This window comes from Cellulomonas alba (assembly GCF_030362835.1).
GTDB lineage: Bacteria > Actinomycetota > Actinomycetes > Actinomycetales > Cellulomonadaceae > Cellulomonas > Cellulomonas alba.
The window spans coordinates 934,785-956,763 of record NZ_JAUCGQ010000001.1; the positions used below are offsets into that span (position 1 = coordinate 934,785).

The 21,979-nt window shown below is 73.9% G+C and carries 25 protein-coding genes; 6 read left to right on the plus strand and 19 right to left on the minus strand.

The window, feature by feature from the left end:
- Positions 1–95: 95 nt before the first annotated feature.
- From dhaK to QRT04_RS04130, 4 genes are all read right to left on the minus strand, one after another.
- A complete protein-coding gene (gene dhaK / locus QRT04_RS04115; RefSeq protein WP_289453711.1) occupies positions 96–1,091 on the minus strand; it encodes a dihydroxyacetone kinase subunit DhaK in 996 nt (331 codons plus the stop codon).
- A gap of 77 nt (positions 1,092–1,168) precedes the next feature.
- A complete protein-coding gene (dhaL, locus tag QRT04_RS04120; RefSeq protein WP_289453712.1) occupies positions 1,169–1,795 on the minus strand; it encodes a dihydroxyacetone kinase subunit DhaL in 627 nt (208 codons plus the stop codon).
- On the minus strand, positions 1,792–2,583 hold the full coding sequence (locus tag QRT04_RS04125) for an HAD-IA family hydrolase (RefSeq protein ID WP_289453713.1): 792 nt from the start codon (positions 2,581–2,583) through the stop codon (positions 1,792–1,794). The genes dhaL and QRT04_RS04125 overlap by 4 nt, the downstream gene beginning before the upstream one ends.
- Positions 2,580–3,476, minus strand: a complete 897-nt coding sequence (locus tag QRT04_RS04130; RefSeq protein ID WP_289453715.1) for a class II fructose-bisphosphate aldolase — start codon at positions 3,474–3,476, stop codon at positions 2,580–2,582. Before QRT04_RS04130 ends, QRT04_RS04125 begins: the two co-directional genes overlap by 4 nt.
- 124 nt (positions 3,477–3,600) lie before the next feature.
- Between QRT04_RS04130 and QRT04_RS04135 the strand changes: the two genes are divergently transcribed.
- Positions 3,601–4,335, plus strand: a complete 735-nt coding sequence (locus tag QRT04_RS04135; protein ID WP_289453716.1) for a GntR family transcriptional regulator — start codon at positions 3,601–3,603, stop codon at positions 4,333–4,335.
- On the opposite strand, the gene QRT04_RS04140 is transcribed toward QRT04_RS04135, so the two are convergent.
- Positions 4,332–4,589 carry a helix-turn-helix domain-containing protein gene (locus tag QRT04_RS04140; protein ID WP_289453719.1) on the minus strand — a complete coding sequence of 86 codons (258 nt, stop codon included), beginning with the start codon at positions 4,587–4,589 and terminating at the stop codon, positions 4,332–4,334. The genes QRT04_RS04135 and QRT04_RS04140 overlap by 4 nt on opposite strands.
- Complete coding sequence (locus QRT04_RS04145; protein ID WP_289453720.1) at positions 4,589–5,086, minus strand: DUF2975 domain-containing protein; 498 nt, start codon at positions 5,084–5,086, stop codon at positions 4,589–4,591. The genes QRT04_RS04140 and QRT04_RS04145 overlap by 1 nt, the downstream gene beginning before the upstream one ends.
- Positions 5,087–5,206: 120 nt before the next feature.
- Between QRT04_RS04145 and QRT04_RS04150 the strand changes: the two genes are divergently transcribed.
- Complete coding sequence (locus QRT04_RS04150) at positions 5,207–5,704, plus strand: AAA family ATPase (RefSeq protein ID WP_289453722.1); 498 nt, start codon at positions 5,207–5,209, stop codon at positions 5,702–5,704.
- Between the two features lie 16 nt (positions 5,705–5,720).
- Here QRT04_RS04150 and crcB read toward each other — a convergent pair whose 3' ends face one another.
- Genes crcB through QRT04_RS04175 form a run of 5 tightly spaced genes read right to left on the minus strand, consistent with a single transcriptional unit; the run spans position 5,721 to position 9,291 of the window.
- A complete protein-coding gene (gene crcB, locus QRT04_RS04155; protein ID WP_289453724.1) occupies positions 5,721–6,092 on the minus strand; it encodes a fluoride efflux transporter CrcB in 372 nt (123 codons plus the stop codon).
- Positions 6,089–6,535, minus strand: a complete 447-nt coding sequence (locus QRT04_RS04160; protein WP_289453726.1) for a FluC/FEX family fluoride channel — start codon at positions 6,533–6,535, stop codon at positions 6,089–6,091. Before QRT04_RS04160 ends, crcB begins: the two co-directional genes overlap by 4 nt.
- The gene (locus tag QRT04_RS04165; RefSeq protein ID WP_289453728.1) at positions 6,532–7,044 is read right to left on the minus strand and encodes an adenine nucleotide alpha hydrolase family protein; all 513 of its coding nucleotides are present in this window, start codon (positions 7,042–7,044) and stop codon (positions 6,532–6,534) included. Before QRT04_RS04165 ends, QRT04_RS04160 begins: the two co-directional genes overlap by 4 nt.
- A gap of 7 nt (positions 7,045–7,051) precedes the next feature.
- Positions 7,052–7,570, minus strand: coding sequence for a MarR family winged helix-turn-helix transcriptional regulator (locus tag QRT04_RS04170; protein WP_289453729.1), 519 nt, complete (start codon positions 7,568–7,570; stop codon positions 7,052–7,054).
- Entirely contained in the window at positions 7,567–9,291 is a 1,725-nt protein-coding gene (locus tag QRT04_RS04175; RefSeq protein ID WP_289453731.1) for an MFS transporter, read from the minus strand. Before QRT04_RS04175 ends, QRT04_RS04170 begins: the two co-directional genes overlap by 4 nt.
- Positions 9,292–9,473: 182 nt before the next feature.
- On the opposite strand from QRT04_RS04175, the gene QRT04_RS04180 reads away from it, so the two are divergent.
- Positions 9,474–10,091, plus strand: coding sequence for a flavodoxin/nitric oxide synthase (locus QRT04_RS04180; RefSeq protein WP_289453732.1), 618 nt, complete (start codon positions 9,474–9,476; stop codon positions 10,089–10,091).
- A gap of 31 nt (positions 10,092–10,122) precedes the next feature.
- Positions 10,123–11,004, plus strand: coding sequence for a universal stress protein (locus QRT04_RS04185; protein WP_289453733.1), 882 nt, complete (start codon positions 10,123–10,125; stop codon positions 11,002–11,004).
- Between the two features lie 3 nt (positions 11,005–11,007).
- On the opposite strand, the gene QRT04_RS04190 is transcribed toward QRT04_RS04185, so the two are convergent.
- The 4 genes from QRT04_RS04190 to QRT04_RS04205 all read right to left on the minus strand — a co-directional run bounded on the left by QRT04_RS04190 (position 11,008) and on the right by QRT04_RS04205 (position 15,379).
- A complete protein-coding gene (locus QRT04_RS04190; RefSeq protein WP_289453735.1) occupies positions 11,008–11,574 on the minus strand; it encodes a hypothetical protein in 567 nt (188 codons plus the stop codon).
- Between the two features lie 98 nt (positions 11,575–11,672).
- Positions 11,673–12,437, minus strand: a complete 765-nt coding sequence (locus QRT04_RS04195) for an SDR family NAD(P)-dependent oxidoreductase (RefSeq protein ID WP_289453736.1) — start codon at positions 12,435–12,437, stop codon at positions 11,673–11,675.
- A 132-nt stretch (positions 12,438–12,569) separates the two neighbouring features.
- Complete coding sequence (locus QRT04_RS04200) at positions 12,570–14,339, minus strand: bifunctional 3'-5' exonuclease/DNA polymerase (RefSeq protein ID WP_407653604.1); 1,770 nt, start codon at positions 14,337–14,339, stop codon at positions 12,570–12,572.
- A gap of 83 nt (positions 14,340–14,422) precedes the next feature.
- Positions 14,423–15,379 carry a helix-turn-helix domain-containing protein gene (locus QRT04_RS04205; protein WP_289453737.1) on the minus strand — a complete coding sequence of 319 codons (957 nt, stop codon included), beginning with the start codon at positions 15,377–15,379 and terminating at the stop codon, positions 14,423–14,425.
- Positions 15,380–15,464: 85 nt separating this feature from the next.
- On the opposite strand from QRT04_RS04205, the gene QRT04_RS04210 reads away from it, so the two are divergent.
- Both QRT04_RS04210 and QRT04_RS04215 read left to right on the plus strand, forming a co-directional pair.
- Complete coding sequence (locus QRT04_RS04210; protein ID WP_289453739.1) at positions 15,465–15,824, plus strand: hypothetical protein; 360 nt, start codon at positions 15,465–15,467, stop codon at positions 15,822–15,824.
- Positions 15,825–15,980: 156 nt separating this feature from the next.
- The gene (locus tag QRT04_RS04215) at positions 15,981–16,319 is read left to right on the plus strand and encodes a hypothetical protein (RefSeq protein ID WP_289453742.1); all 339 of its coding nucleotides are present in this window, start codon (positions 15,981–15,983) and stop codon (positions 16,317–16,319) included.
- A 129-nt stretch (positions 16,320–16,448) separates the two neighbouring features.
- Here the strand turns inward: QRT04_RS04215 and QRT04_RS04220 are convergent, their stop codons facing one another.
- From QRT04_RS04220 to QRT04_RS04235, 4 genes are read right to left on the minus strand one after another with little or no spacing between them, the layout of a single operon-like run.
- Positions 16,449–17,741, minus strand: coding sequence for an endo-1,4-beta-xylanase (locus QRT04_RS04220; RefSeq protein WP_289453743.1), 1,293 nt, complete (start codon positions 17,739–17,741; stop codon positions 16,449–16,451).
- Positions 17,738–20,005 (minus strand): beta-xylosidase/alpha-l-arabinosidase, encoded by a 2,268-nt coding sequence (locus QRT04_RS04225; protein ID WP_456064476.1) that lies wholly within the window; start codon positions 20,003–20,005, stop codon positions 17,738–17,740. The genes QRT04_RS04220 and QRT04_RS04225 overlap by 4 nt, the downstream gene beginning before the upstream one ends.
- 54 nt (positions 20,006–20,059) lie before the next feature.
- The gene (locus tag QRT04_RS04230) at positions 20,060–20,947 is read right to left on the minus strand and encodes a carbohydrate ABC transporter permease (RefSeq protein ID WP_289453744.1); all 888 of its coding nucleotides are present in this window, start codon (positions 20,945–20,947) and stop codon (positions 20,060–20,062) included.
- A complete protein-coding gene (locus QRT04_RS04235) occupies positions 20,947–21,972 on the minus strand; it encodes a carbohydrate ABC transporter permease (RefSeq protein WP_289453745.1) in 1,026 nt (341 codons plus the stop codon). Before QRT04_RS04235 ends, QRT04_RS04230 begins: the two co-directional genes overlap by 1 nt.
- Positions 21,973–21,979: the final 7 nt, after the last annotated feature.

The window sequence follows — 21,979 nt, forward strand, 5'->3', positions numbered from 1 at the left end:
CACGGACGCACGCACGGCGCGGCCGACGGCCTCGCCCCTGGTGTCGACCGAGGGCGGGGTCGTCGACCGTGCCGGCCCGGCGCGCGGACCGGACGTCAGAACACGCGGTACGCGATCTCCGCGGGAGCCTCGAGCAGGGCCCTGATCTCGTCGTCCAGCTGGACGAGCGTGAGCGACGCGCCCGCCATGTCGAGCGACGTGCAGTACTCGCCCACGTACGAGCGGCCGACGGTGACGCCCTGCGCCGCGAGCTTCTCGTGCGCGATGCCGTAGAGCAGGTACAGCTCCGAGATCGGCGTGCCACCGAGCCCGTTGATCATCAGCGCGACGTCGTCGCCGCTCGCGTACGGCAGGTCCGGCACCACGGCGCCGAGCAGCTCGTCCACGATCTCGTCGGCGGAGACGAGCTTCGCGCGCCGCCGGCCGGGCTCGCCGTGGATGCCCACCCCGACCTCCATCTCGTCGTCCCCGAGCTGGAACAGCGGCGAGCCCTTCGCGGGCGGGGTGCACGGCGTGAGCGCGATGCCCATGGTCCGCGTCACCGAGTTGACCTTCTCGCCGATGCGGACGAGCTCGTCGAGGTCGGCGCCCTGCTCGGACGCGGCGCCGACGGCCTTCATCACGAAGAAGTTCCCCGCGACGCCGCGTCGGCCCACGGTCCACGTCGAGTCCTGCACCGCGACGTCGTCGTTGATGAACAGCGTCCGGACGTCGAGCCCCTCCGCCTCGGCGAGCTCGGACGCCATCTCGAACGCCATCTTGTCGCCCGTGTAGTTGTTGACCAGCAGCAGCACGCCCTTGTCGGACGCGACGAGCTTGGCGGTCTCGAGCACGTACTCCATCGGCGGGGCGGCGAACACGTCGCCGGGGCAGGCCGCGTCGAGCATGCCCTTGCCGACCACCATGACGTGCGCCGGCTCGTGACCCGAGCCCGAGCCCTGCACGATCGACACCTTGTCGTGGCTGGGCGCGTCGGCCCGCATGATCAGGTTGTACTCGGGCACGTACTTCAGGGTGTCCGGGTTGGCGAGCGCGATGCCCTTGAGCATCTCGGGGACGAAGTTCTTGGGGTCGTTCACGAACTTCTTCATGCTCGATGCCTCCACAGCGTCGTTCGGGTGTTACCTGGCCCCGCGTCGCCCCCGGGCGCGGTGGAGCAGGGCACGCGTCACCAGGTCTCGGCGACGCGTTCCGCGAGGACGGCGACCGCGACGGCTCCCGGGTCGACGGACCCGATGCTGCGCTCGCCGGTGTACGACGCGCGGCCGCGGCGCGCCTGCAGCTCCTTCGTGGCCTCGGCGGCCGCGCGGGCGGTCGTCGCGGCGGCCTTGGCGACCGCGTCCGCGTCGTCGCCCGCAGCGAGCCGGGCCTCGATCGTGTCCGTCATCGGTACGAGCGCGTCGAGCAGCGTCTTCTCGCCGACCTCGGCGCCGCCGCGCGCCTTGATCCCCTCGACCGCGGCACGGAGCATCGCGACGAGGTCGTCGCCGCTCACGGCGTCCTTGCCCTTGACGACGCCCGCGGCGCGCAGGAACGCGGTGCCCCAGATCGGGCCGGACGTCCCGCCGATGCGGCCGCTCATCGTGACCGCGACCTTCTGCAGGAACGTGCCGGCGTCCGACCGGTCGTACGCGTCCCACCCCGCGAGCACGTTCTCGAAGCCGCGCGCCAGCGAGTAGCCGAAGTCGCCGTCGCCGACCACCGAGTCGAGGTCGCCGAAGTACGTCTCGTTCGCGACGCACGTCTCGGCGATCGTCCGCACCACGGACTCGACGCGCTCCTGTCCGGTCGTCATCGTGCCTCCAGCTCGAGCAGGCGTTGCAGGTGGTCGATCGTGACCTCGGTGCCCACGCGCAGGCCGTGGGGGTTGGCGAGGACGGTGGCGGGCGTGCCGTCGAGGTCGCCCAGCGAGCTGACGACGAGCGCGGCGCCCGTGAAGTCGTCGTCGGCGGTGTACGAGCTGACGGTGACGACGGTCGTCAGCCCGCCGTCGGTGGCGCGGGCCGCGGCCACGCCGTTGCCGCTGTCCTCGACGACCACGACGTCCGCGGGGTCCACGCCGAGCTCGCGCACGGCGAGCTCGTAGATGTCGGGCGCGGGCTTCTTGGCCGGCACGACGTCGCCCGCGAACACCGCGAACTGCGCGGCGCGCGTGGCGCCGACAGCGTGCTCGAGCACCGCGCGCACGGACGGCTCGGCCGACGTCGACGCCACCGCGAGCAGCCACCCGGCGTCCGCGGCCTCGTGCACGATCCGCGCGATCCCGGGCCGCGCGGGCAGGCGCCCGGCCGCGACCATCGACGTGTACAGCGCCGTCTTGTCGCGGTGCCACGTGGCGAGCAGCTCGCGCTGCGCGTCGGGGTCGGTGGGCAGCCCCGCACGCTGCACGAGGTCCGCGTCGTCGAACAGCGTCGCCATCCGCTCCTTGCCGCCGCCGATCCGCAGCAGGTGCCCGTACTCCTCCTCCGACCAGCGCACCGGCAGCCCGTGGCCCGCGAACACCTGGTTGAACGCGGGCAGGTGCCCGTCGCGCTCGGTGTCGGCGAGGACGCCGTCGCAGTCGAAGACGAGCGCGTGCGTCATCGGGCGCCGCCCGCCCTCGTGATCGCCGCGGCGGCCTCGCGCCCGTGGCCGGACGCGCGGAACTCGTCGAGGTGCGTGCCGACCGCCTCCTGCACGGCCTTGCCGATGTCGCGGAACATCGACGGCGGGTCCCACTTGCCGTTCGCGCGCGCCCACGCCAGGTGCTGCTCGGCCGAGCGCATGTACGACGTCTTCACGGCGGTCGAGATGTTGATCTTGGAGACGCCCGCGTCGATGAACGTCCGGAAGTCCTGCTCGGACAGGCCGGTGCCACCGTGGAGCACGATCTGCCGGTCCGTCAGCGCGGCGAGCTCGCGCACCCGGTCGGGGCGCAGCACGGGCGTCGCCTTGTACTCGCCGTGCGCCGTGCCGAGCTGCGGCGCGAGCAGGTCGACGCCCGTCCGCTCGGCGACCTCGGCCAGCTGCTCGACGGTGTAGGCGTGCAGCGCGACGTCCGAGCCGACGCCGTCCTCCACGCCGATGATGTTCTCGAGCTCGGACTCGACGTCGACCCCCGCGGCGTGCGCCTGCGCGACGACCTCGGCCGTCTCGCGCTCCGCCGTCGCGAGGTCGCGGTCCGACGCGTCGAACAGCACCGACGACCACCCGGCGGCGACCACGTCGTCGATCACCGCGCGGTCCGGGCAGTGGTCGAGGTGCAGCGCGACGGGTACGGGCTGGTCGGCGGACGCGAGCCGCGCGATCGTCGTGACGAGCTCGGTGCCGATCGACCGGACCGTCTTGACGGAGACCTGGACGATGAGCGGGGCGTCCTTCTCGACCGCCGCCGCGACGACCGCCCGGATGCTGAGGTCGTCGAGGATGTTGACCGCAGGCACGGCGTACCCGTGCTCCCGCGCGTGCCGGGTGAGCGTCAGCGTCGACGCGAACATCTCGACCTCCGGGATCCCGGCGGCGAGGCCGTCCGCTTCGTCCGGATCCGGTGGCAGTCTAGACAGGTCTACTCATGTCGGGCCACCGATGTGGAACGATGCCCGTCGACCCGGGGAGGTGGCGATGACGGCCGTGCTCGAACGCGACTCCGCGGTGCCCCTCTACGTGCAGCTCGAGCGGATCCTGCACGACCGCATCGCCAGCGGCGAGTGGCAGCCGAACCAGCGGATCCCCTCGGAGAACGACCTCAACCGCGAGTACGGGCTGAGCCGCATGACGGTGCGCGGCGTCCTCACCAAGCTCGTGACGGACGGCCTGCTGGTGCGCGTGCCCGGCAAGGGCACGTACGTCGCGCCGCACAAGATCGACGCCGTCTCCCCCGCGTACCGCGGAGTGCGCGAGCAGCTCGAGGCGATGGGCTACGCGACGAGCACGCGGCTCGTCTCGTTCGTGCTCGAGCAGCCGTCGTCGGGCGCGCGTCAGCGGCTGCGCCTGTCCGACGCCGAGCAGGTCTGGACGATCGTGCGGGTGCGCGACGTGCAGGGCGAGCCGATCAGCCTGCACCGCTCGCACGTCCCGGCCCGCCTCGCGCCCGGCCTCGACGGCCACGACGTCGTCGGCGAGCAGCTCTGCGTCATCCTCGAGGACCACTACGGCCTGCCGATGAAGAACGTGCACGAGGACCTCGAGGCGCACGCCGTCACCACGGCCGAGGCGCGCCACCTCGGGATGCACCGCGGCGAGCCGGCGCTGCTGCTGCAGGACCTCGTCTCCGACGCGCGCGGCGTGCCGTTCGAGTACTCGTCGATCGTGTTCAGGGGCGACAAGCTGCGCCTGCGGTTCGACTACGAGCTCTAGGCCGGCTCGCCGGCCGCGGCCGGTTCCGCGACCTCGCCGTCCTCCGCCGCCCCCGGCTCCCACCGCAGGAGGTCGCCCGGCTGGCACCCGAGCACCTCGCACAGCGCGTCGAGCGTCGTGAAGCGCACGGCCTTCGCGCGGCCGTTCTTGAGCACCGCGAGGTTCGCGGGCGTGATGCCGATCCGGTCCGCCAGCTCGCCGACCGACATCTTCCGGCGCGCCAGCATGACGTCGACGTCGACGACGATCGGCATCAGATCACCTCGTCGAGCTCGGCCCGCAGCGCCCCGGCCGTGGTGTCGAGCGCGACCGCCTTGGCGAGCAGCTGCCGCAGCACCAGCACGAGCAGCGCGATGCCCACCGCCGCGACCGAGATCAGCCCGACGAACAGCACGCCGCCCGGCGGCACGGCCTCGCCGGGCGCGAGCGCGCAGCCGAGCACGAAGGCGAGCACCGCGCCGACCGCGGTCGCGCCGATGATCACGTCGACGTACCGGAACGCGCGCGGCGAGAAGACCGTGTCGCGCCGCACCATGGTCAGCAGCCGCCACACGCAGACCAGCGCGACCTCGATCGTGGCGGCTCCCGCGATCGTGGTGCCGACGATCACCCAGCGGAGCGCGCCGAGCTCGGGCGCCTCGTGGCGCAGGTCGATCGCGAGCAGCGGCAGCAGGACCGTCTGCACGAACAGGAGGCCCGCGATCATGGCGACGACCACGACGCGCGAGGCGAGGACGGCGAACCGGCTCACAGGATGCTCCGATCTATCGATTAACGATCGAAAGGTATCGCGCCACGATGGATCCCGGCAAGACGCGCCGTTACGGAGGGCGGCCGCCGCGAGCCGCACCGCCTCGGGGAGGATGGGCCGATGCGACCCCATGACTCGAGCGCCGGGTCGACCGCCCGCGTCGTCCTCGTCTGCGGCCCGGCCGGCTCGGGGAAGTCGACGTACGCGCGCCGGCTGGAGGCGCAGGGCTACGCGCGGCTGTCGTTCGACGAGGAGGCGTGGCTGCGCGGCCACACCGAGCACCCGCTGCCGCCGGCCGCGGCCGCCGCGGTCCACGCGACGCTGCACGAGCGCCTGGCCGGTCTGGTGCGCGCGGGCCGCGACGCGGTCGTCGACACGTCGTTCTGGTCGCGCGCGTCGCGCGACGACTACCGCGCGCTGCTCGCCCCACTCGGTGTCGTGCCCGTCGTGCACTACCTCGCGACTCCGCGCGACGAGGTGCTCCGCCGGCTCGCAGGTCGCACCGGCGGCGGGCCGCACGACGTGGTGGTCGAGCCCGAGCGCGCGCTCGCCTACCTCGAGGGGTTCGAGGTGCCGACGGCGGACGAGGGGCCGCTCGTCGTCGTGCACCCGGGCTGAGGCGTCCTCGACCGGCTCAGCTCAGTGCGACCGCCGCCGCGTACCCGACGGTCGCCGCGGCGACCGTCAGCACCAGCGTGCCGAGCGCCGCGATCACCGCGCGCCGCGTGTCGCCCGCCTGCGCGAGGCGCACCACCTCGACCGACGCGGTCGAGAACGTCGTGTACCCGCCGCAGAAGCCGGTCGCGGCGAGCGTGTACGCCGTCGGCGCGAGCGCACCCGCCGAGAGCAGGCCGGCCAGCACGCCGATCAGCAACGAGCCCGAGACGTTGATCGTCATCGTGGCGAGCGGCAGCCGGGCCGCCCAGCGGCCGCGGAACCAGCCGTCGACGACGAACCGCGCGGCAGCGCCCACGCCGCCGAGCAGCGCGACGAGGAGCGTCGTCATGCGGCCGGCCCGTGCGCTCGCGCGCCCGCGCGGCGCCGGTCGAACCAGGCGGCGACGAGGACCCCCAGCACGCACGTCACCAGCCCGAGCACCATGCTGCCGAGCCCGTACGCCGCCGCGAGCCCCGGCCGGCCGTCGGACGCGAGCGTGTGCACCTCGAGCGCGAGGCTCGAGTACGTCGTGAACCCGCCGAGCACGCCCGTCCCGAGGCCGAGCCGCAGCACGCGGCGCCGGCGGTCCTCGGCTCCCGCGCGCAGCAGCGCCTCGAGCAGCAGCCCGAGCAGGAACGCGCCGACGAGGTTCTCCGTCAGCGTCGCGACGGGCAGGCCGTCGGGCGCGGGGTGGAGCGCGTGGATGACGCCGTACCGCGCGAGCGTGCCGAGCGCGCCACCGATCGCGACGACGCCGACGAGCAGGGGGTCGAGGTGGTGGGCCCGGCTCACGTGCGCCCGCCGTGCGGCAGCAGCAGCACCGGCCGCGCCTGGGTGTGCGAGAGCCGGCCGCCGACCGATCCGCCGACCACCTCGTGCATCCAGCCGCCGAACCCGGGCCGGCGCGTGCCGACAGCGATGAACGGCGCGTCGTACTTCGCGGCGACCGCCGTCAGGCCGCGCGTCGTCTCGCCGACCACGTAGACCAGGCGCCACGGCAGGTCGTGCAGCAGCCCGGTCAGCTGCCTGAGCAGGTCGGCCTCGGGCGCGGGGCCCTCGGGCTCCTCGTCGTGGTCCGGGTCGACGGGCGTCAGCGCCAGGCCGCCGTCGGGCTGGGTGCGGGCGACGTGCGCCTCGTCGACCCAGACGCACGCGAGGCCTGTGCCCATCCGCCGCGCCAGCAGCGCGGCGTGCAGCACGATCGTCGGGTCCTGCAGCGGCTCCACGCCGACGACGACCGGCCTGGCCGGCGGTTCCGTCCCAGCGGGCAGCGACCAGGGGTGGGGACGGGTGCGCGTCACGCGAGCATCATGGCGCGCTCGTCGCCCCAGCGGCAGGCGCCACGAGCTCCGGACTGCTCGCGGCCGCGTGCGCGACCGCCTCGAGCGCGGGCAGCGCGGCCGCGATCGACGCGACCTGCGCGTCGTCGAGCGCGACGAGCACCTCCGCGAGCGCGGCTGCCTGGTCGCCGCGCGCGACCTCGAGCAGCGCCTCGCCGTCGGCGGTGAGCGTGACGGTCACCGAGCGCGCGTCGTCCGCGCACTGCGCGCGCCCGACCAGTCCGCGGTCCTCCAGGGTGCTGATGATCCGGGTCATCGTCGGCGCCGACACCCGCTCGACGCGCGCGAGCTCGCCGGGCTTGAGGGACCCGAACCGCTGGAGCGTCGCGAGCGTCGAGAAGTGGCCGGCGGCGAGCTCGGCGCGGTTCGGCCGGATGCGGCGCGTGACGCGCGGGGCCACCCGCGCGAGGACCTCGGCGACCTGGGCCCGCAGCGCCTCGGCATCGGCGCCGGTCGCGCCCGACTCCGCGCGGCCACCGGCCGTCACGACGACGCGCCCGTCGTCACGGGCAGCGGCGCGACCGCGTGCTCCTCGTGGACGAACCGCTTGCCGCGGAACAGCGACGCCACCGCACCGACCGCCGACATGAGGGCGGCCACCGTGAACACGATCACGAGCCCATGGTGGAACGGCTGCGCGATCAGCTGCGGGAAGAACTCCTTGCCCGTGAGCGTGTCCCAGTCGGAGCCGGCGATCGTGCCCTGCTGCCCGCCGAGCAGCGTCCCGATGGGGTTGTAGCCGAGGAACGCGGCGAACAGGCTGCCGACGGGCGGGGTCTGCGCGACCTGGCTCGCCACGGCGGTCGAGACGCCGTGCGTGGTGAGGCCGCGGTACAGGGTCGTCGGCAGTGCCGTGGCGAGGCCGGCGATCATCAGCGAGAAGAAGACGCCGATCGAGAGCGACGAGCCCGCGTTCTGCACCGTCCCCGCGACACCCGACGCGGCTCCGCGTTCCCTGGCGGGCACGGCGTTCATGATCGCCGAGCGGTTCGGAGCTCCGAACATGCCGGACCCGATGCCGGACAGGCCCGTGATCAGGGCGAACTGCCAGTACTCGAAGTCGACCGGCAGGAAGATCAGGGCCACGAACGTCAGCGCGACCAGGAACAGGCCCGCGCTCGCGAAGCCGCGCGCGCCGAACCGGTCCGAGAGCGTGCCCGAGAGCGGGCCGGCGATCAGGAACCCGATCGTGATCGGCAGCATGTAGATGCCGGCCCACAGCGGCGTGTCCTCGTAGTTGTAGCCGTGCAGCGGCAGCCAGATGCCCTGCAGCCAGATGATCAGCATGAACTGCAGGCCGCCGCGGCCGATCGCGGCGAGCAGCCCCGCGAGGTTGCCCGCGGCGAACGCGCGGATCCGGAACAACCGCATGTCGAGCATCGGCGCGGGCGAGCGCAGCTCGATGACGACGAAGAACGCGAGCAGCAGCAGGCCCGCGAGGATGCCGCCGACCACCCACGGGTTGCCCCACCCCATCGCGCTCGAGCCGTAGGGCTGGATCCCGTACGTGATGGCCGTCAGCAGCGACGTCAGCCCGAGCGCGAACGTCACGTTGCCGGGCCAGTCGAGCCGGCCCGGGTTGCGCGTGCCGGTCTCGTGCAGCGAGCGGTACGACCAGAGGGTGCCGAGGATGCCGATCGGCACGGACACGATGAAGACCGCCCGCCAGTGGACGACCGCCAGGAACCCGCCGACGAGGAGGCCGATGAACGACCCGGCGATGGCGGCGACCTGGTTGATGCCGAGCGCCATGCCGCGCCGGTGCGCCGGGAACGCGTCGGTGATGATCGCGGTCGAGTTGGCGAACAGCATCGCGCCGCCGACGCCCTGCACGACGCGGAACCCGATGAGCCACAGCGCCGCGGGAGCGCCCGTGCCGGGCACGAGCGACAAGGCGATCGACCCGAGCGTGAACACCACGAACCCGAGGTTGTAGATGCGCACGCGCCCGAACATGTCGCCGAGCCGCCCGAACGTCACGACGAGCACGGCGGTCACGACCAGGTACCCCATCAGCATCCAGAGCAGGTAGCTGACGTTGCCCGGCTCGAGCGGGTTGAGGTCGATGCCCTTGAAGATCGCGGGCAGGGAGATGATCACGATCGACGCGTTGATCGTCGCCATGAGCATGCCGAGGGTGGTGTTCGACAGGGCGACCCACTTGTAGCGCGGGTGGTCCTTGGGCACGAAGGGCTGACGGAGCTTCACGGGAGGGCCTTCAGTCAGGGAGATCCGTCCGGCGTCGGGACGGGAAGTGTTTGCCTCATGCTAAGCACCTTTCGCCGCGAGGCGTCACCACGTCCGTTCCGTCCGTCATGTCAGGCCCTTCGTCCCTCACCTCGGCCGGTCCGCGGGGGCACGGTCGAGGTGAGGGACGAGGGGGTGCCGCGATGCACGCGACGGTCGTGTACGAGTCGATGTTCGGGAACACCTGTGCCGTCGCGGCCGCCGTCGCCGCGGGTCTGGCCGACGGGGGCACCGACACCGAGCTGCTCCCGGTCGCCGACGCCCCGCTGACGATGCGCGCACGCACCGGCCTGCTGGTGATCGGCGCACCGACGCACGCCGCGGGGATCCCCGCGCCGCGCACGCGCACCGACGCCGGCTTCTGGGCGCAGGCGGACGACCCCCTCACGCCGCGCGTCGGCATCCGCGAGTGGCTCGACGCGGTCCACGGCGATGCGCGCGCGGTCCGGGTGGCGACGTTCGACACCCGCCTGCGCCGGCCGACCAAGCCGGGATCGGCCGCCAACGCGGCGCTGCTCGAGCTCGGACGCCGGGGCTTCACGCTCGTCGCCGCCCCCGAGAGCTTCTGGGTGGGCGGGATGACGGGGCCGCTGCTGCCGGGCGAGGTGGAACGTGCCCGCGCCTGGGGCGTCGCGCTCGCCCGGACGACCGGCGCGCGCGCGTCGTCCGCTGCCGCGTCCGCATCGGCGCCCGCGTCCGCGTCCGCGGTGACCCTCGACGGCGCGCCACTGCGCGCCGCACCGATGCCGCGGCCCACCTGAGCCGCGACGGACCGCTCGAAGGAGGCTTCTGATGCGTACCGACGGACCCGTGGTCATCGCGCTGGACGGCTCCCTGCTGTCCGACCGCACGCTCGAGTGGGGGCTCCGCGAGGCCGAGAGGCGTGGCGCCGACGCGGTGCTCGTGCGCGCCTGGACAGAACCGGACGAGTACGCGCTGGGGGGCTGGTTCCCCACGCTCGGCGACACCGGCGACGACGGCGAGGCGAAGGACTATCTCGACGCGGTGCTCGCGCGCGAGACCGCGCGACGTCCGGACCTGCGGATCACGTCGGCGCTGCTGCACGGTCAGGTCGTGCCCGAGCTGCGCACGCAGAGCGACGACGCGCAGCTGCTCGTCGTCGGCCCCGGACCGAGCCGGCGTCCCGGGCACGTCGCGATGCACCTCGCGGCGCACGCCCGGTGCCCGGTCGCGGTCGTCCGCGACCACGGGGAGTCGGCGCCCGGCGCCGCGACCGGCAAGGTCGGCGCGGTGGTCGTCGGGGTCGACGGCTCGCGCGCGTCACTCGGCGCCGCCGAGACGGCTGCCCGTGCCGCGAACGCGCGCGGCGCGGTCCTCCGCCTCGTCCACGCGCGCCCCACGAGTCCCGCGCCCTTCGGCCCGGACTACGTCCCCCCGCTGTCCGACAACGCGGCGACGGACCCGGCGCACCGGTCGGCGCGCGCCGTCGCCGAGAGCCTGCTGGCGCACCACCCGGACCTCGAGGTCGAGACCGTGCTGGTCGACGAGGACCCCGCCCGCGCGATCCTCGCGGCCGCGCGGGGCGCGCAGCTCGTGGTCGTCGGCTCGCGGGGCCTCGGGGCGTTCCGCGGCATGCTGCTCGGCTCGGTCAGCCACGAGGTGGTGCGGGACGCCGCGTGCACGGTGCTCGTCGAGCACCGCGACGAGGACTGAGCGTCAGTCGCCGTCGCCGCCGTGCGACGTCGTCGAGACCTCGCCCTGCCACACGGCCCGCGCGCCCGAGTCGCCCGCCTGGTACACCGCCGCGACCGCCCCCGCGCTGACGGCGACGGCCACGACGGCGGCGACCGCGAGCGCTGCGGTCCCGGCTGCCCAGCCCGGCACGGCGCGCGCGACGAGCGCCTGCACGCGCACGATCGGTCCCGGCTCCTCGACGCCGGCGTCGTGACGACGGCGGTCCGCCGCGACACCGACGACCCACGTCGCGCACGCGACGACCGCGAGGCCGAGCACCCACGGGAGCACCGCGTCTCCGCGCCCGGCGTGCTCCTCGACGAGCGGGCTGCTGGGCACATGGCGCTCGAGCCACTCGCCGGCCTCCTTCGCCGGCGGGACGCTCAGGAGCGCGACCACGGCGAGCACCGGCGTGGCGAGCCCCAGGCGCCGGCGCGCGGCGGGCCAGAGCGCGGCGACGACGATCAGCAACGCGGCGAGCGGCACGAGGACCACCACCCCGTGGACGAGGAGCGCATGAGCCGGCAGACCGTTGATCAGCGAGAACATCGGGGACCTCTCGTGGAAGGGGCCGCCAGCCGGCCCGCGACGAGAGTGTCGAGCGACGTTCTCAGAGGCGCCTGAGCGACGCCCGGCCAATCGACGGCCTAGACGATGGTCCAGCCGCCGTCGACCGGCAGCGTCACGCCGGTGACGAGGCCCGCGGCCGGGCTCGCCAGGTACAGGACCGCCGCCGCGACGTCGGCCGTCGTGCCGAACCGACCCACGGGGATCCGCGCCAGCACGTCCGCCGCGAAGCCCGGGTCGTCGAGCCGCTCGGCCGTGCCCGGCGTGCGCACGAACGTCGGCGCGACCTCGTTGACGGTGACCCCGGCCGACGCCCACTCGAGCGCGAGCACGCGCGTCAGCATCGTCACGCCGCCCTTGCTCGCGGCGTACACGGCGTGCCGCGGCAGCGCGACGATGCCCGCCTGCGACCCGAGGTTGACGATCCGCCCGTAGCCGCGCGCCACCATGGCCCGACCGACCGCCTGGCTGACGAAGAACAGGCCGCGCAGGTTGACGTCCATCAGCGCGTCCCAGTCGTCCTCGGTGACGTCGACGGCGTCGTGGTTGACGCCGAGGCCAGCGTTGTTGACGAGCACGTCGATGCGTCCACGCTCCGCGAGCACCGCCTCGACGGCCGCGCGGGTCGCGGGCACGTCGGTGACGTCGAGCTCGACCGGGAACGCGTCACCGCCGGCCGCACGGACCTCGTCGACGAGCGTCGCGACGTCGGCTGCGTTCCGGGCCGCCGCGCCGACCGACGCACCCGCCGCCGCGAGCGCGCGGGCGAGATCCGCGCCGATCCCGCGGGACGCGCCGGTCACCAGCGCCACCTGGCCGGCGAGGTCGAAGGAGATCGGTTCCATGCCCCGACCCTACGGGCGGGGCCGCCGCGGGTCGGGCGACGGTCGCTCGTCGTGACGTCACCGCGACGCGCCACGCCCTCTCGTCGCATCGTGAGTCGGCGCCACGCCACGACTCCCCCGCGCGTCGATCCGTCACCCCTTGGCGTCGGCGTACGTCCGGCCGGCCGCGACGCTCAACGGGAAGTCGACCGGGAAACCCCCGAACAGCAGACGACCTGCCTCCGCCGCGGCCGCCCGGACCTCCGCCTCGACCACGCGCGCCCACGCCGTCGGCGTGTGCACCACGAGCTCGTCGTGCAGGAAGTACACGAGGTGCGGCCGGCGCGCGAACGGCTCGGGAGCGCGGCCGGGAGGACCGTCCAGCTCACCGAGCCGCCAGAGCCGGCGGCGCACCTCGGCGATCCAGCACAGCGCCCACTCGGCCGCGGTGCCCTGCACGACGAAGTTCCGCGTGAACCGCCCCCACGCGCGCGTCTGCGCGCGGGCCCGCGACTCCGCGTTCCGGCTCGCGTCCGGGTCGAGCGCGTCGGCCTGGACCTGCGCCCACGCCGCACCGGGCCGCGGCGAGCTCCGCCCCAGGAGCGTCGTGACGACCTCCCCGCGCTCTCCCGCGCGCGCCGCGGCCTCGACGTGCCCGAGCGCCTGCGGGAACGCGCGCGCGATCCGCGGCAGCACCGCAGCGCTCGCCCCGGTGGTGCCGCCGTAGAGCGCGCCGAGCATGCCGACCTTCGCCTGCGCGCGCTCGTCGACGACCCGTGCGTCGACCATGCCCTGGTAGAGGTCCCGCCCGTTCCCCGCGGCGGCCATCCGCTCGTCACGCGCGAGTCCCGCCAGCACGCGCGGCTCGAGCTGCGCCGCGTCGGCGACCACGAGCGACCAGCCCTCGTCCGCACGGACGGCCGACCGGATCTGCCGCGGCAGCTGCAGGGCACCGCCACCGCTCGACCCCCAGCGGCCCGTGACGACGCCACCGACCACGTACTCCGGCCGGAACCGCCCGTCGACGACCCACCGGTCGAGCCACGCCCAGCCGTTGGCCGAGTGCAGGCGCGACAGCTTCTTGTACGCCAGCAACGGCTCGATCGCCGGGTGGTCGAGGCCGCGCAGCTCCCACGACCGGGTCGACGTCGCCGGGAGACCCGCCCGGCGCAGCGCCCGCAGCACGTCGGGCAGCGAGTCGGGGTTGAGGGTGGGCGCGTCGAGCTCGGCGCGCACCTGCGCGGCGAGCGCGGCCATCCGCTCGGGGCGCGCCTCGGGGGTGGATCGCGGGCCCGCGGACCGCGCGCCCAGCAGGTCCGTGAGCACGCGGTCGTGCTCTGCCGTGTCCCAGGGCACGCCGGCGTGGTGCATCTCGGCGGCGGCGAGCGCCCCCGCCGACTCGGCCGCGACCAGCAGGCGCAGGCGGCCGGGGTGCGTCGAACCCGCGATCGCCTCGTCGAGCAGCGCGACCTCGTCGACGCACGCGGCCGCACCGGGCCGCGCCACGCCCCCGGCGTCGACCGGCGGCCCCGGCAGCCCTTCGCCCGGACCGTCGTCGTCGACGTCGAACAACGTCGCGGCAACGGGCTGTGCGCGGCCGCTCGCCGCGGGCGTCGGCTCGAGGGGCGACGCGGCCTCGTCGAACGCGCCGGTCGGCGCGCGCGCGAGCCGCGACGCATCGGCGTACGCCGACCCGCGGAGCAGCCGGTGCGCCAGTCGCAGGTCGAGGCACCGCTCGACCCGGACGCCGTCGGTCAGCAGCCGCGGGTACCACCGCGACGTGCCGTCCCACGCCCAGCGCGACGCCTGCTCGGGCCCGACGACACCGCCCGGCGCGGCGTCGGACGGCACCTGGCCGACCACGGCGGTCGTGCCGCGGGCGCCGTCGACCGCGCCCACGCGCGACGCGACGACCCGGAGCACCACGCCCCCAGCCTTCCGCACGCCACCGACATCGCCGCGGCCGGCGTCGCACAGCGGCCGCAGCGCCTCGCGCGCAGCGCCGGCTACGCCACGCGCGACCTGAACGTCGCCCGGTAGTCGCCGGGCGCCACGCCCACGGCCCGCCGGAAGTGGTGCCGCAGCAGCGCCGCGGTGCCGAACCCGCACTCGCGCGCGACCTGCTCGACGTCGAGGTCCGTCTCCTCGAGCAGGCCCTGGGCGTGCAGCACGCGTTGCGCCGCCAGCCAGCGCATCGGCGTCGTGCCGGTCTCGGCGCCGAACCGGCGCGCGAACGTCCGGGGCGACATGAGCGCGCGGGCCGCGAGCGACTCGACGGTGTGCTCGTCCGCGAGCCGCTCGGTCACCCACTCGAGCACGTGGCGCAGCGAGTCGTCGCTGCACGTCGGCACCGGCTGCGGGATGAACTGGCGCTGGCCGCCGTCGCGCTGGGGCGGCACCACCATGCGGCGCGCGATCGCGTTCGCGACCGCGCTTCCCAGCTCCTTGCGGACGACGTGCAGGCACGCGTCGATGCCGGCCGCGGTCCCGGCGCTCGTCACGATGTCGCCCTCGTCGACGAAGAGCACGTCGGCGTCGACGCACACCGCGGGGAACCGGCGGGCGAGCTCGTCCGCGTGGCGCCAGTGCGTCGTCACCGTCCGGCCGTCCAGCAGCCCCGCGGCCGCGAGCACGAACACGCCCGAGCACACCGAGAGGATCGTCGCGCCGCGCGCGTGCGCCCGGCGCAGCGCGTCGAGCACCGCGGGGTCGTAGTCGTCGCGGATCGTGGTCGCGGGCACCGCCACGAGGTCGACACCGTCGAGCGCGTCGAGGCCGTGCGGGGCCACGAGGTCCAGCCCGACGGCCGTGCGGATCGGCTCACCCGCCCTCGGTGCGGCGATGCGGAAGTCGAACGGCGGCACGCCGTCGTCCGTGCGGTCAATGCCGAAGACCTCGCACACGACGCCGAACTCGAACATGGCCAGCCCGTCCACGACGAGGGCCGCGACCTTCTGCAGCATGCGTCGACACTACGTGGCAGGATCTTGATGGTCAACGTCCTGACTGCCACTCGTCGGGAGTCCGGGCCGCGACGACGCTGGACGCATGACGACCTTCGTGACAGTCCTCGCCGCAGCAGCCGTTGCCTTCCCGCTGGTCGTGCTCGCTCTCCGCGGCACGCGCGCCGATCTGATCCGGGGCCGGGACGGACGCCCGGCGCCGCTCCCCCGCCGCCTCGGCCTCGCGGACCCGCGCGACACCGACGCGACCCGCGCCGCGCACGACGTCGAGGCGGCCGCCGCCCGCGGCGCCGAGCCGGTCGGGGCGCCCGCCGCACGGGTCAGGCGCTACGTCACCGGACCCGGAACGGCGTCGGGACCCGGGACGACGTCCGGCGCCGGGGCGCCCGGGCGCTCCCTCCACCTCACCGGCTCGAGCAGCGGCACGAAGCCGAACCTCGCGTAGCACGTGCGCGCGCGCTCGTCGCTCGGCATCGGACTCGGACTCGGCCGATCGTCGGTGCCCGCCCTCCGGCCGACGACGCGGCGCGCGGCGACGCGAAAGCGCGACCCGCGGGGGCGCCTCGACCGGCGTGTCAGTGGCGGGGGCCATCCTGGGCGCATGGTGACGATCTGGTGCGCGTGCGGCGCGGTCTCGTTCCCCACCGGCAACCCGGCGCGCGAGGTCGCGCTCGAGGACAGGATCGCGGCCGTGGCCGCGGGGGTCGACGGCGGCGTCGTGACGCTCGCGGTCGAGGCGCACTGGCACCCGGGCGGCCCGAGCCTCGACGTCGACTGCTCCGTGCTCTTCGCCGACCTCGACCTCGCAGCGCTGTGCGCGGGCCTCGACCCGGCGGGCGCGGCGCTCGTCGAGGCCGCCTGGGTGACGCCGCGCTCGGTCGACGAGGCGGACCTGGTGCCCGCGCGGCACGGCCGGCCCGCCGTCGCCCGGACGGCCTGACGCACCAGCCGCGAGCCCGCTCCGGGCTCGCACCGACCTCGGCGCTCGCATCGACGCAGACGCGTCCAGCGGGCAGCCACCGCGGGCTGGCGGCCACCGCGCACGCGGCGTCGGCGCCGCACGTGCCGGTCAGCGCGCGAGCGCGACCTCCACGGCCCCGGGACCGGCAGCGAGGTCGACCTCGACCGCCGTGCCGCCGGCCCGCACCGCGTACCGGCCCGCGAACGCGGTGATCTCGACCTGGCCGTGCTCGTCGGCAGTGAGTGCCGTCGGCGCGAGCCACCAGTCCCCGCGCACCAGCCCGCGCAGCTGGTCGTACGACGGCTTGGTCGTCCCGTCGGCGCGCACGAGACCGGCAGGCGCACCGAGCCAGGCGCCGTCGTCGGACAGGCCCCAGTAGGTCATCGACTCGACCGCCGGGTGCCCGAACAGCGACCGCACGTGGCGCAGCAGCTCGTCGGCCTGCCGCGCCTCGCCCTCGGGCGTCGACGGCCAGGAGTCGACCACGTAGTCGTTGAGGTCAACGATCTCGGGCGGCATCAGCTCGCCCGACACGAGCGTGGTCTCGGTCAGCTGCAGCGGGAGCCCGAACCGCGCGAAGCGCTCGAGGATCCCCGCGACCTGCTCCTCGCCGCGGTAGCCCTGGTGCATGTGCGTCTGCAGGCCCAGCGCGTCGATCACGATGCCGGCCGCGAGGCACTCCTCGATCAGGTGCTCGTAGTCGGCCGAGAGGTCGAAGTCGTTCAGCACGAGCCGCGCCCCGGGGTTCGCCTCGCGCGCGGTCTCGAACGCCATCCGCACCATCGCCACCCGCCCGCGGGCCGCCGCAAGCGGCGTGACGGCGTTCTCCTCCGCCTCGAACACCGGCATGATGACGACCTCGTTGATGGCGTCCCAGAGGTCGATGACGCCCGCGAACGCGGTGACGTCACGCCGGATGCGCGCCCGGATGGCCGCCTCGACCTCCGCGTCCGACCGCCCGAGCAGCCACTGCGGCGCGAGCGTGTGCCAGACGAGCGGGTGCCCCTTGACGCGCACGCCACGGTCGGCGAACCAGCGCGCGGCGCACATCATGACGTCGGTCTGCGTCCGGCCCTCCTCGCGCTCGAAGCCGCGCCAGTAGAACGGCAGCGTCGCGCTGTCGAACAGGCCGAGCCAGAGCTCGGCGAGGCGCGCACCCTGCTCGGCCCGCGCCCCGCCGAAGACGTTGTGCCCGCCCGAGGCCGCCCCGTTCGCGAACGCGATCAGGTCGAACCCGATGTTCCCGAAGCCGAACTCGTGGCGGACCTGCTCCACGGTGACGTCGGCGCCGGGCACCGGCGCGCCGGCGGCGTCCACGACGGTGAGGGTCGTGGACGCGCGCCGGTGCGCGAACGAGCCGTCGAGCGCGGCGGGCAGGACGGCGCGCGCGGAGGGGGTCATCGCACCTCGGCGGTGGTCCAGCGCGGCGACGACGTCGTCACCGGGTGCACGTTCCCGACGAGCGTCGTCCGACCCTCGACGAGCCGCTTCGAGCTCGTGCCGAACCAGACCTCGAGGTCGCCCGGCTCGACGACCCGGTTGAGCGCGCGGTCGGAGAACGCGACGCGCGTGGTCGGGACGTGGAGCGTGACGAGAGCCGACTGGCCGGCCTCGAGGTGCACCCGACGGAAGCCCACGAGCTGCGCCACCGGACGGGTCACGGACCCGACCAGGTCGTGCACGTAGAGCTGCACGACCTCGTCACCGGCGCGGTCGCCGGTGTTCGTGACGCGCACCGTGGCCCGCAGCTCGCCGTCCGTCGGCGTCGCCTCGGCGACGTCGAGCACGTCGTACGCGAACGACGTGTACGAGAGCCCGTGGCCGAACTCCGCCGGAGGCGTGGTCGAGAGGTTGCTGACCTCGTCGCCCTCGCCGAGCAGCGGGTGCAGGTACGAGTACGGCAGCGCACCGGCCCCGCGCGGCAGGCTCAGCGGGAGCCGACCCGAGGGGTTGACGCGCCCCGAGAGCACGCCCGCGATCGCGGCTGCGCCCTCCTCGCCCGGGAAGAACGTCTGCACGACGGCCGCGCAGCTCTCGAGCGCCCAGCCCACCGCGTACGGCCGACCCGTGACGAGCACGAGCACCACCGGCGTACCGGTGGCCAGCACGGCCTCGACGAGGTCGCGCTGCACACCCGGCAGCTCGAGGTCGTCACGGTCGCAGCCCTCGCCCGACGTGCCACGGCCGAACAGGCCGGCGTGGTCGCCCATCACGAGCACCGCGACGTCCGAGGTGGACGCTGCGGCGACGGCCTCGTCGAAGCCCGACCGGTCGTCGTCGTCGACGGCGCAGCCGGAGGCACTGACCACGTCGACGCCCACGAGCTCCGCGCGGAGCGCCTCGAGCACCGTCGGTGCCTCGAAGCCGACCTCGTAGCCCGGGTTCTGCGCGAGCACGTGGTTGACGAACGAGTAGCAGCCGAACAGGGCGGCCTGGCGGTCGGCGTTCGGGCCGATCACCGCGACGCGACGCGGCGTGGCTAGCGGCAGCGTGCCGTCGTTGCTGACGAGCACCACCGACTCCTCCGCGAGCCGGCGCGCGATGGCCCGATGCGCGGGCGAGTCGAGGTCGATCTCGCTGGGCGGCGCGTCGTCGAACGTCGCGTCGAGCAGGCCGAGCTCGTCCTTCTGCCGCAGCGCACGCACCACGGCGCGGTCGAGCAGCGCCTCGTCGAGCTGACCCGAACGGATCCGCTCCTTGAGCGGCTCGAGGAACGCGTCGCCCGTCGGCAGCTCGATGTCGACGCCGGCGGCGAGCGCCTGCGAGGCCGCCTCGCCGAGGTCGGCGGCGACCCGCTGCAGCAGCTGCAGGAACGCGATGCCGAAGTAGTCGGCCACCACGGTCCCGTCGAAGCCCCACTGGTGGCGCAGCACGCCCGTCAGCAGCGCCGGGTCGCCGTGCACCGCGACGCCGTCGATCTCGTTGTACGCGGCCATGACGGAGCGGACCCCGCCGTCGAGCAGCGCCATCTCGAACGGCACGAGCAGCACGTCGGCGAGCTCGCGCGGACCGGCGTGCACGGGCGCGAAGTTCCGCCCGGCTCGCGAGTTCGAGTAGCCCACGAAGTGCTTGAGCGTCGCGTGCACGCCGGCCGACTGCAGGCCGCGCACGTACGACGTGCCCACCGTGCCGACCAGGTACGGGTCCTCGGCGATGCACTCCTCGACGCGGCCCCAGCGGGGGTCGCGCACGACGTCCACGACGGGCGCGAGGCCCTGGTGGATGCCGAGGGCACGCATCGACGTGCCGATCGCGGCGCCCATCTCCTCGACGAGCTCCGGGTCGAACGCGGCCCCCCACGACGGGGGCGCCGGGAACGTCGCCGCCTTCCAGGCCGACAGGCCCGTCAGGCACTCCTCGTGCACGAGGGCCGGGATGCCCAGCCGCGTGTTCGTGACCAGGCCGCGCTGGAACTCCCACAGCCACGCCGCGCGCTCGACCGGGTCGACCGGGCGCGTGCCGTACGGCCGCGTCAGGTGCCCGAGCCCGTCCTTCGCGAACGAGTCGAGCGTGGCGGCCTCGAAGAACTCGCCCTGGAGCGGGGCGACCGCCTCGCCGTCTTCCTTCTCCCAGAAGCCCACGACCTGCGCGATCTTCTCGTCGAGCGTCATGCGACCGAGCAGCTCGAGCACACGCGCCTCGTCGGCCGCGCCGGCGCGGCCCAGTCCGTCCGCGCCCGAGGGCGCGGACGTCCGGACGTCCGTCCTGAAACTCGCCCCTTAACCCTTGACCGCGCCCTGGAGACCACCGACGATGCGGCGCTCGAAGAGCGAGAAGAAGATGAGGGCGGGGATCATCGCGAGCGACGTGAAGGCGAGCACCTGCGCCGTGTCCGTGGAGTACTGCGAGGAGAACGCCTGGACACCGAGGGGCAACGTGTAGCTGTCCTGATCGTTCAGGATGAACAGCGGCAGGATGTAGCTGTTCCACGAGCCGACGAAGGCGAGGATGCCCGTCGTCAGCACGCCGGGCAGCGACAGCGGCAGCACCATCCGGAAGAAGAACCCGATCTTGCTGGTGCCGTCGATGGCCGCCGCCTCCTCGATCTCCAGCGGGATGGCCCGCAGGAACGGCACGAGGATGATGACGGTCGTCGAGAGGCCGAAGCCGACCTGCGGCAGGATCACGCCGCCGAGGCTGTTCATGAGGCCGATGTCGCGCACCACGATGTACAGCGGCGTGATGGCGACGGTGATCGGGAACATCAGACCCGCGGCGAACAGCGAGTACATCGCCCCGCGCCCGCGGAAGTTGTACCGAGCGAGCACGTAGCTGGCCATGAGGCCGAACGCCACCACGAGGACCGACGTGACGAGCGCGACGATCGTCGAGTTGCCGAGCTCGCGCCAGAAGGTCGAGCCCGTGAGCACGCTCGTGTAGTTGTCGATGTTCCACGGGTCGGGCAGGCCGCCCGGGCTGTTCGTGATCTGCGAGTTCGTCCGGAAGCCGCCCAGGATGATGTAGGCGATCGGAGCGAGCATCAGCCCGACGACGACGAGAGCGATGAAGTACGTGCCGGGGCTGCCCCAGCCGCCGCTCTTCGGCGTCACCTTCCGCTGCCGGGCCGGCGACGTCGCCGGCACGGTGTCCGTGGTCGTGGCGGCCATCACTTGGTGCCTCCGGTGATCGCGCCCGCGGTGTCACGGCGCAGGACGAAGCGCTGGTAGATCAGCGCGATGATGAGCGAGATGAGGAAGAGCACCACGGCGACGGCCGAGCCGTAGCCGAAGTTCCCCGCGTTGCGCCCGTACTGGACCATGTAGGTCGCCATCGTGGAGACGCCGGCGGTGCCGGCCACGTACTGGCCCCAGATGATGTACACGAGGTCGAACAGCTGCAGCGACCCGATCACGGACAGGAACGCCCAGATGCGGAGGGTCGGGCCGAGCAGCGGCACCGTGATCCGACGCTGGATCTGCCAGTAGCTCGCGCCGTCGATCGACGCCGCCTCGTAGAGCTCCTCGGGGATGTTCTGCAGGGCCGCCATGAAGAGGATGACGGCGAAGCCGATGTACTTCCACGAGATGATGACCATCAGCGACCAGATCGCGATGCTCGGGTCCGACAGCCAGTCCTGCTGGAGCGAGTCGAGCCCCAGCTTGCCCAGCACGTCGTTGACCGCGCCGTTGCTCTGGAGCATGAGGCTCCAGCCCGTCCCGACGATGACCTCGGAGACGACGTACGGCACGAAGATGAGGACGCGGATCAGGGAACGGCCGCGCATCTTGCGGTTGAGCAGCAGTGCCAGACCGATCGCGATCGGCCCCTGCAGCAGGAGTGAGAGGACGACGATCGTCAGGTTGTGCTGGAGGGCCGCGTGGAACTCGGGATCCGTGAGGATCGTCTTGTAGTTCTGCAGCCCGATGAAGTCCGTCGGCTTCCCGTAGCCCTTCCACTTGAAGAAGCCGTAGTACGCGGCCAGCACCACCGGGAAGATGACGAAGCCGACGAACATCAGAATGGCCGGTCCGGAGAGAACGGCGATCTCGAGGCGCTCCCGCCACGACGTGCCGCGACGTGCGCGGCGCGTGCGGCCGGTGGCCGGGGTCGGCTGGACGCCGACCCCGGCCACCGTGAGCTGCGATCGCGAGTTCTCCACGGCCAGCGGCTCGTTGGCCGAGGAATCACTCATGGTTCTT

Coding starts and splice junctions, on each gene's coding strand:
- dhaK (WP_289453711.1), bottom strand. CDS start 1,091: ATGAAGAAGTTCGTGAACGACCCCAAGAACTTCGTCCCCGAGATGCTC.
- dhaL (WP_289453712.1), bottom strand. CDS start 1,795: ATGACGACCGGACAGGAGCGCGTCGAGTCCGTGGTGCGGACGATCGCC.
- QRT04_RS04125 (WP_289453713.1), bottom strand. CDS start 2,583: ATGACGCACGCGCTCGTCTTCGACTGCGACGGCGTCCTCGCCGACACC.
- QRT04_RS04130 (WP_289453715.1), bottom strand. CDS start 3,476: ATGTTCGCGTCGACGCTGACGCTCACCCGGCACGCGCGGGAGCACGGG.
- QRT04_RS04135 (WP_289453716.1), top strand. CDS start 3,601: ATGACGGCCGTGCTCGAACGCGACTCCGCGGTGCCCCTCTACGTGCAG.
- QRT04_RS04140 (WP_289453719.1), bottom strand. CDS start 4,589: ATGCCGATCGTCGTCGACGTCGACGTCATGCTGGCGCGCCGGAAGATG.
- QRT04_RS04150 (WP_289453722.1), top strand. CDS start 5,207: ATGCGACCCCATGACTCGAGCGCCGGGTCGACCGCCCGCGTCGTCCTC.
- crcB (WP_289453724.1), bottom strand. CDS start 6,092: ATGACGACGCTCCTCGTCGCGCTGCTCGGCGGCGTGGGCGCTGCCGCG.
- QRT04_RS04180 (WP_289453732.1), top strand. CDS start 9,474: ATGCACGCGACGGTCGTGTACGAGTCGATGTTCGGGAACACCTGTGCC.
- QRT04_RS04185 (WP_289453733.1), top strand. CDS start 10,123: ATGCGTACCGACGGACCCGTGGTCATCGCGCTGGACGGCTCCCTGCTG.
- QRT04_RS04190 (WP_289453735.1), bottom strand. CDS start 11,574: ATGTTCTCGCTGATCAACGGTCTGCCGGCTCATGCGCTCCTCGTCCAC.
- QRT04_RS04195 (WP_289453736.1), bottom strand. CDS start 12,437: ATGGAACCGATCTCCTTCGACCTCGCCGGCCAGGTGGCGCTGGTGACC.
- QRT04_RS04205 (WP_289453737.1), bottom strand. CDS start 15,379: ATGCTGCAGAAGGTCGCGGCCCTCGTCGTGGACGGGCTGGCCATGTTC.
- QRT04_RS04210 (WP_289453739.1), top strand. CDS start 15,465: ATGACGACCTTCGTGACAGTCCTCGCCGCAGCAGCCGTTGCCTTCCCG.
- QRT04_RS04215 (WP_289453742.1), top strand. CDS start 15,981: ATGGTGACGATCTGGTGCGCGTGCGGCGCGGTCTCGTTCCCCACCGGC.
- QRT04_RS04220 (WP_289453743.1), bottom strand. CDS start 17,741: ATGACCCCCTCCGCGCGCGCCGTCCTGCCCGCCGCGCTCGACGGCTCG.
- QRT04_RS04230 (WP_289453744.1), bottom strand. CDS start 20,947: ATGGCCGCCACGACCACGGACACCGTGCCGGCGACGTCGCCGGCCCGG.
- QRT04_RS04235 (WP_289453745.1), bottom strand. CDS start 21,972: ATGAGTGATTCCTCGGCCAACGAGCCGCTGGCCGTGGAGAACTCGCGA.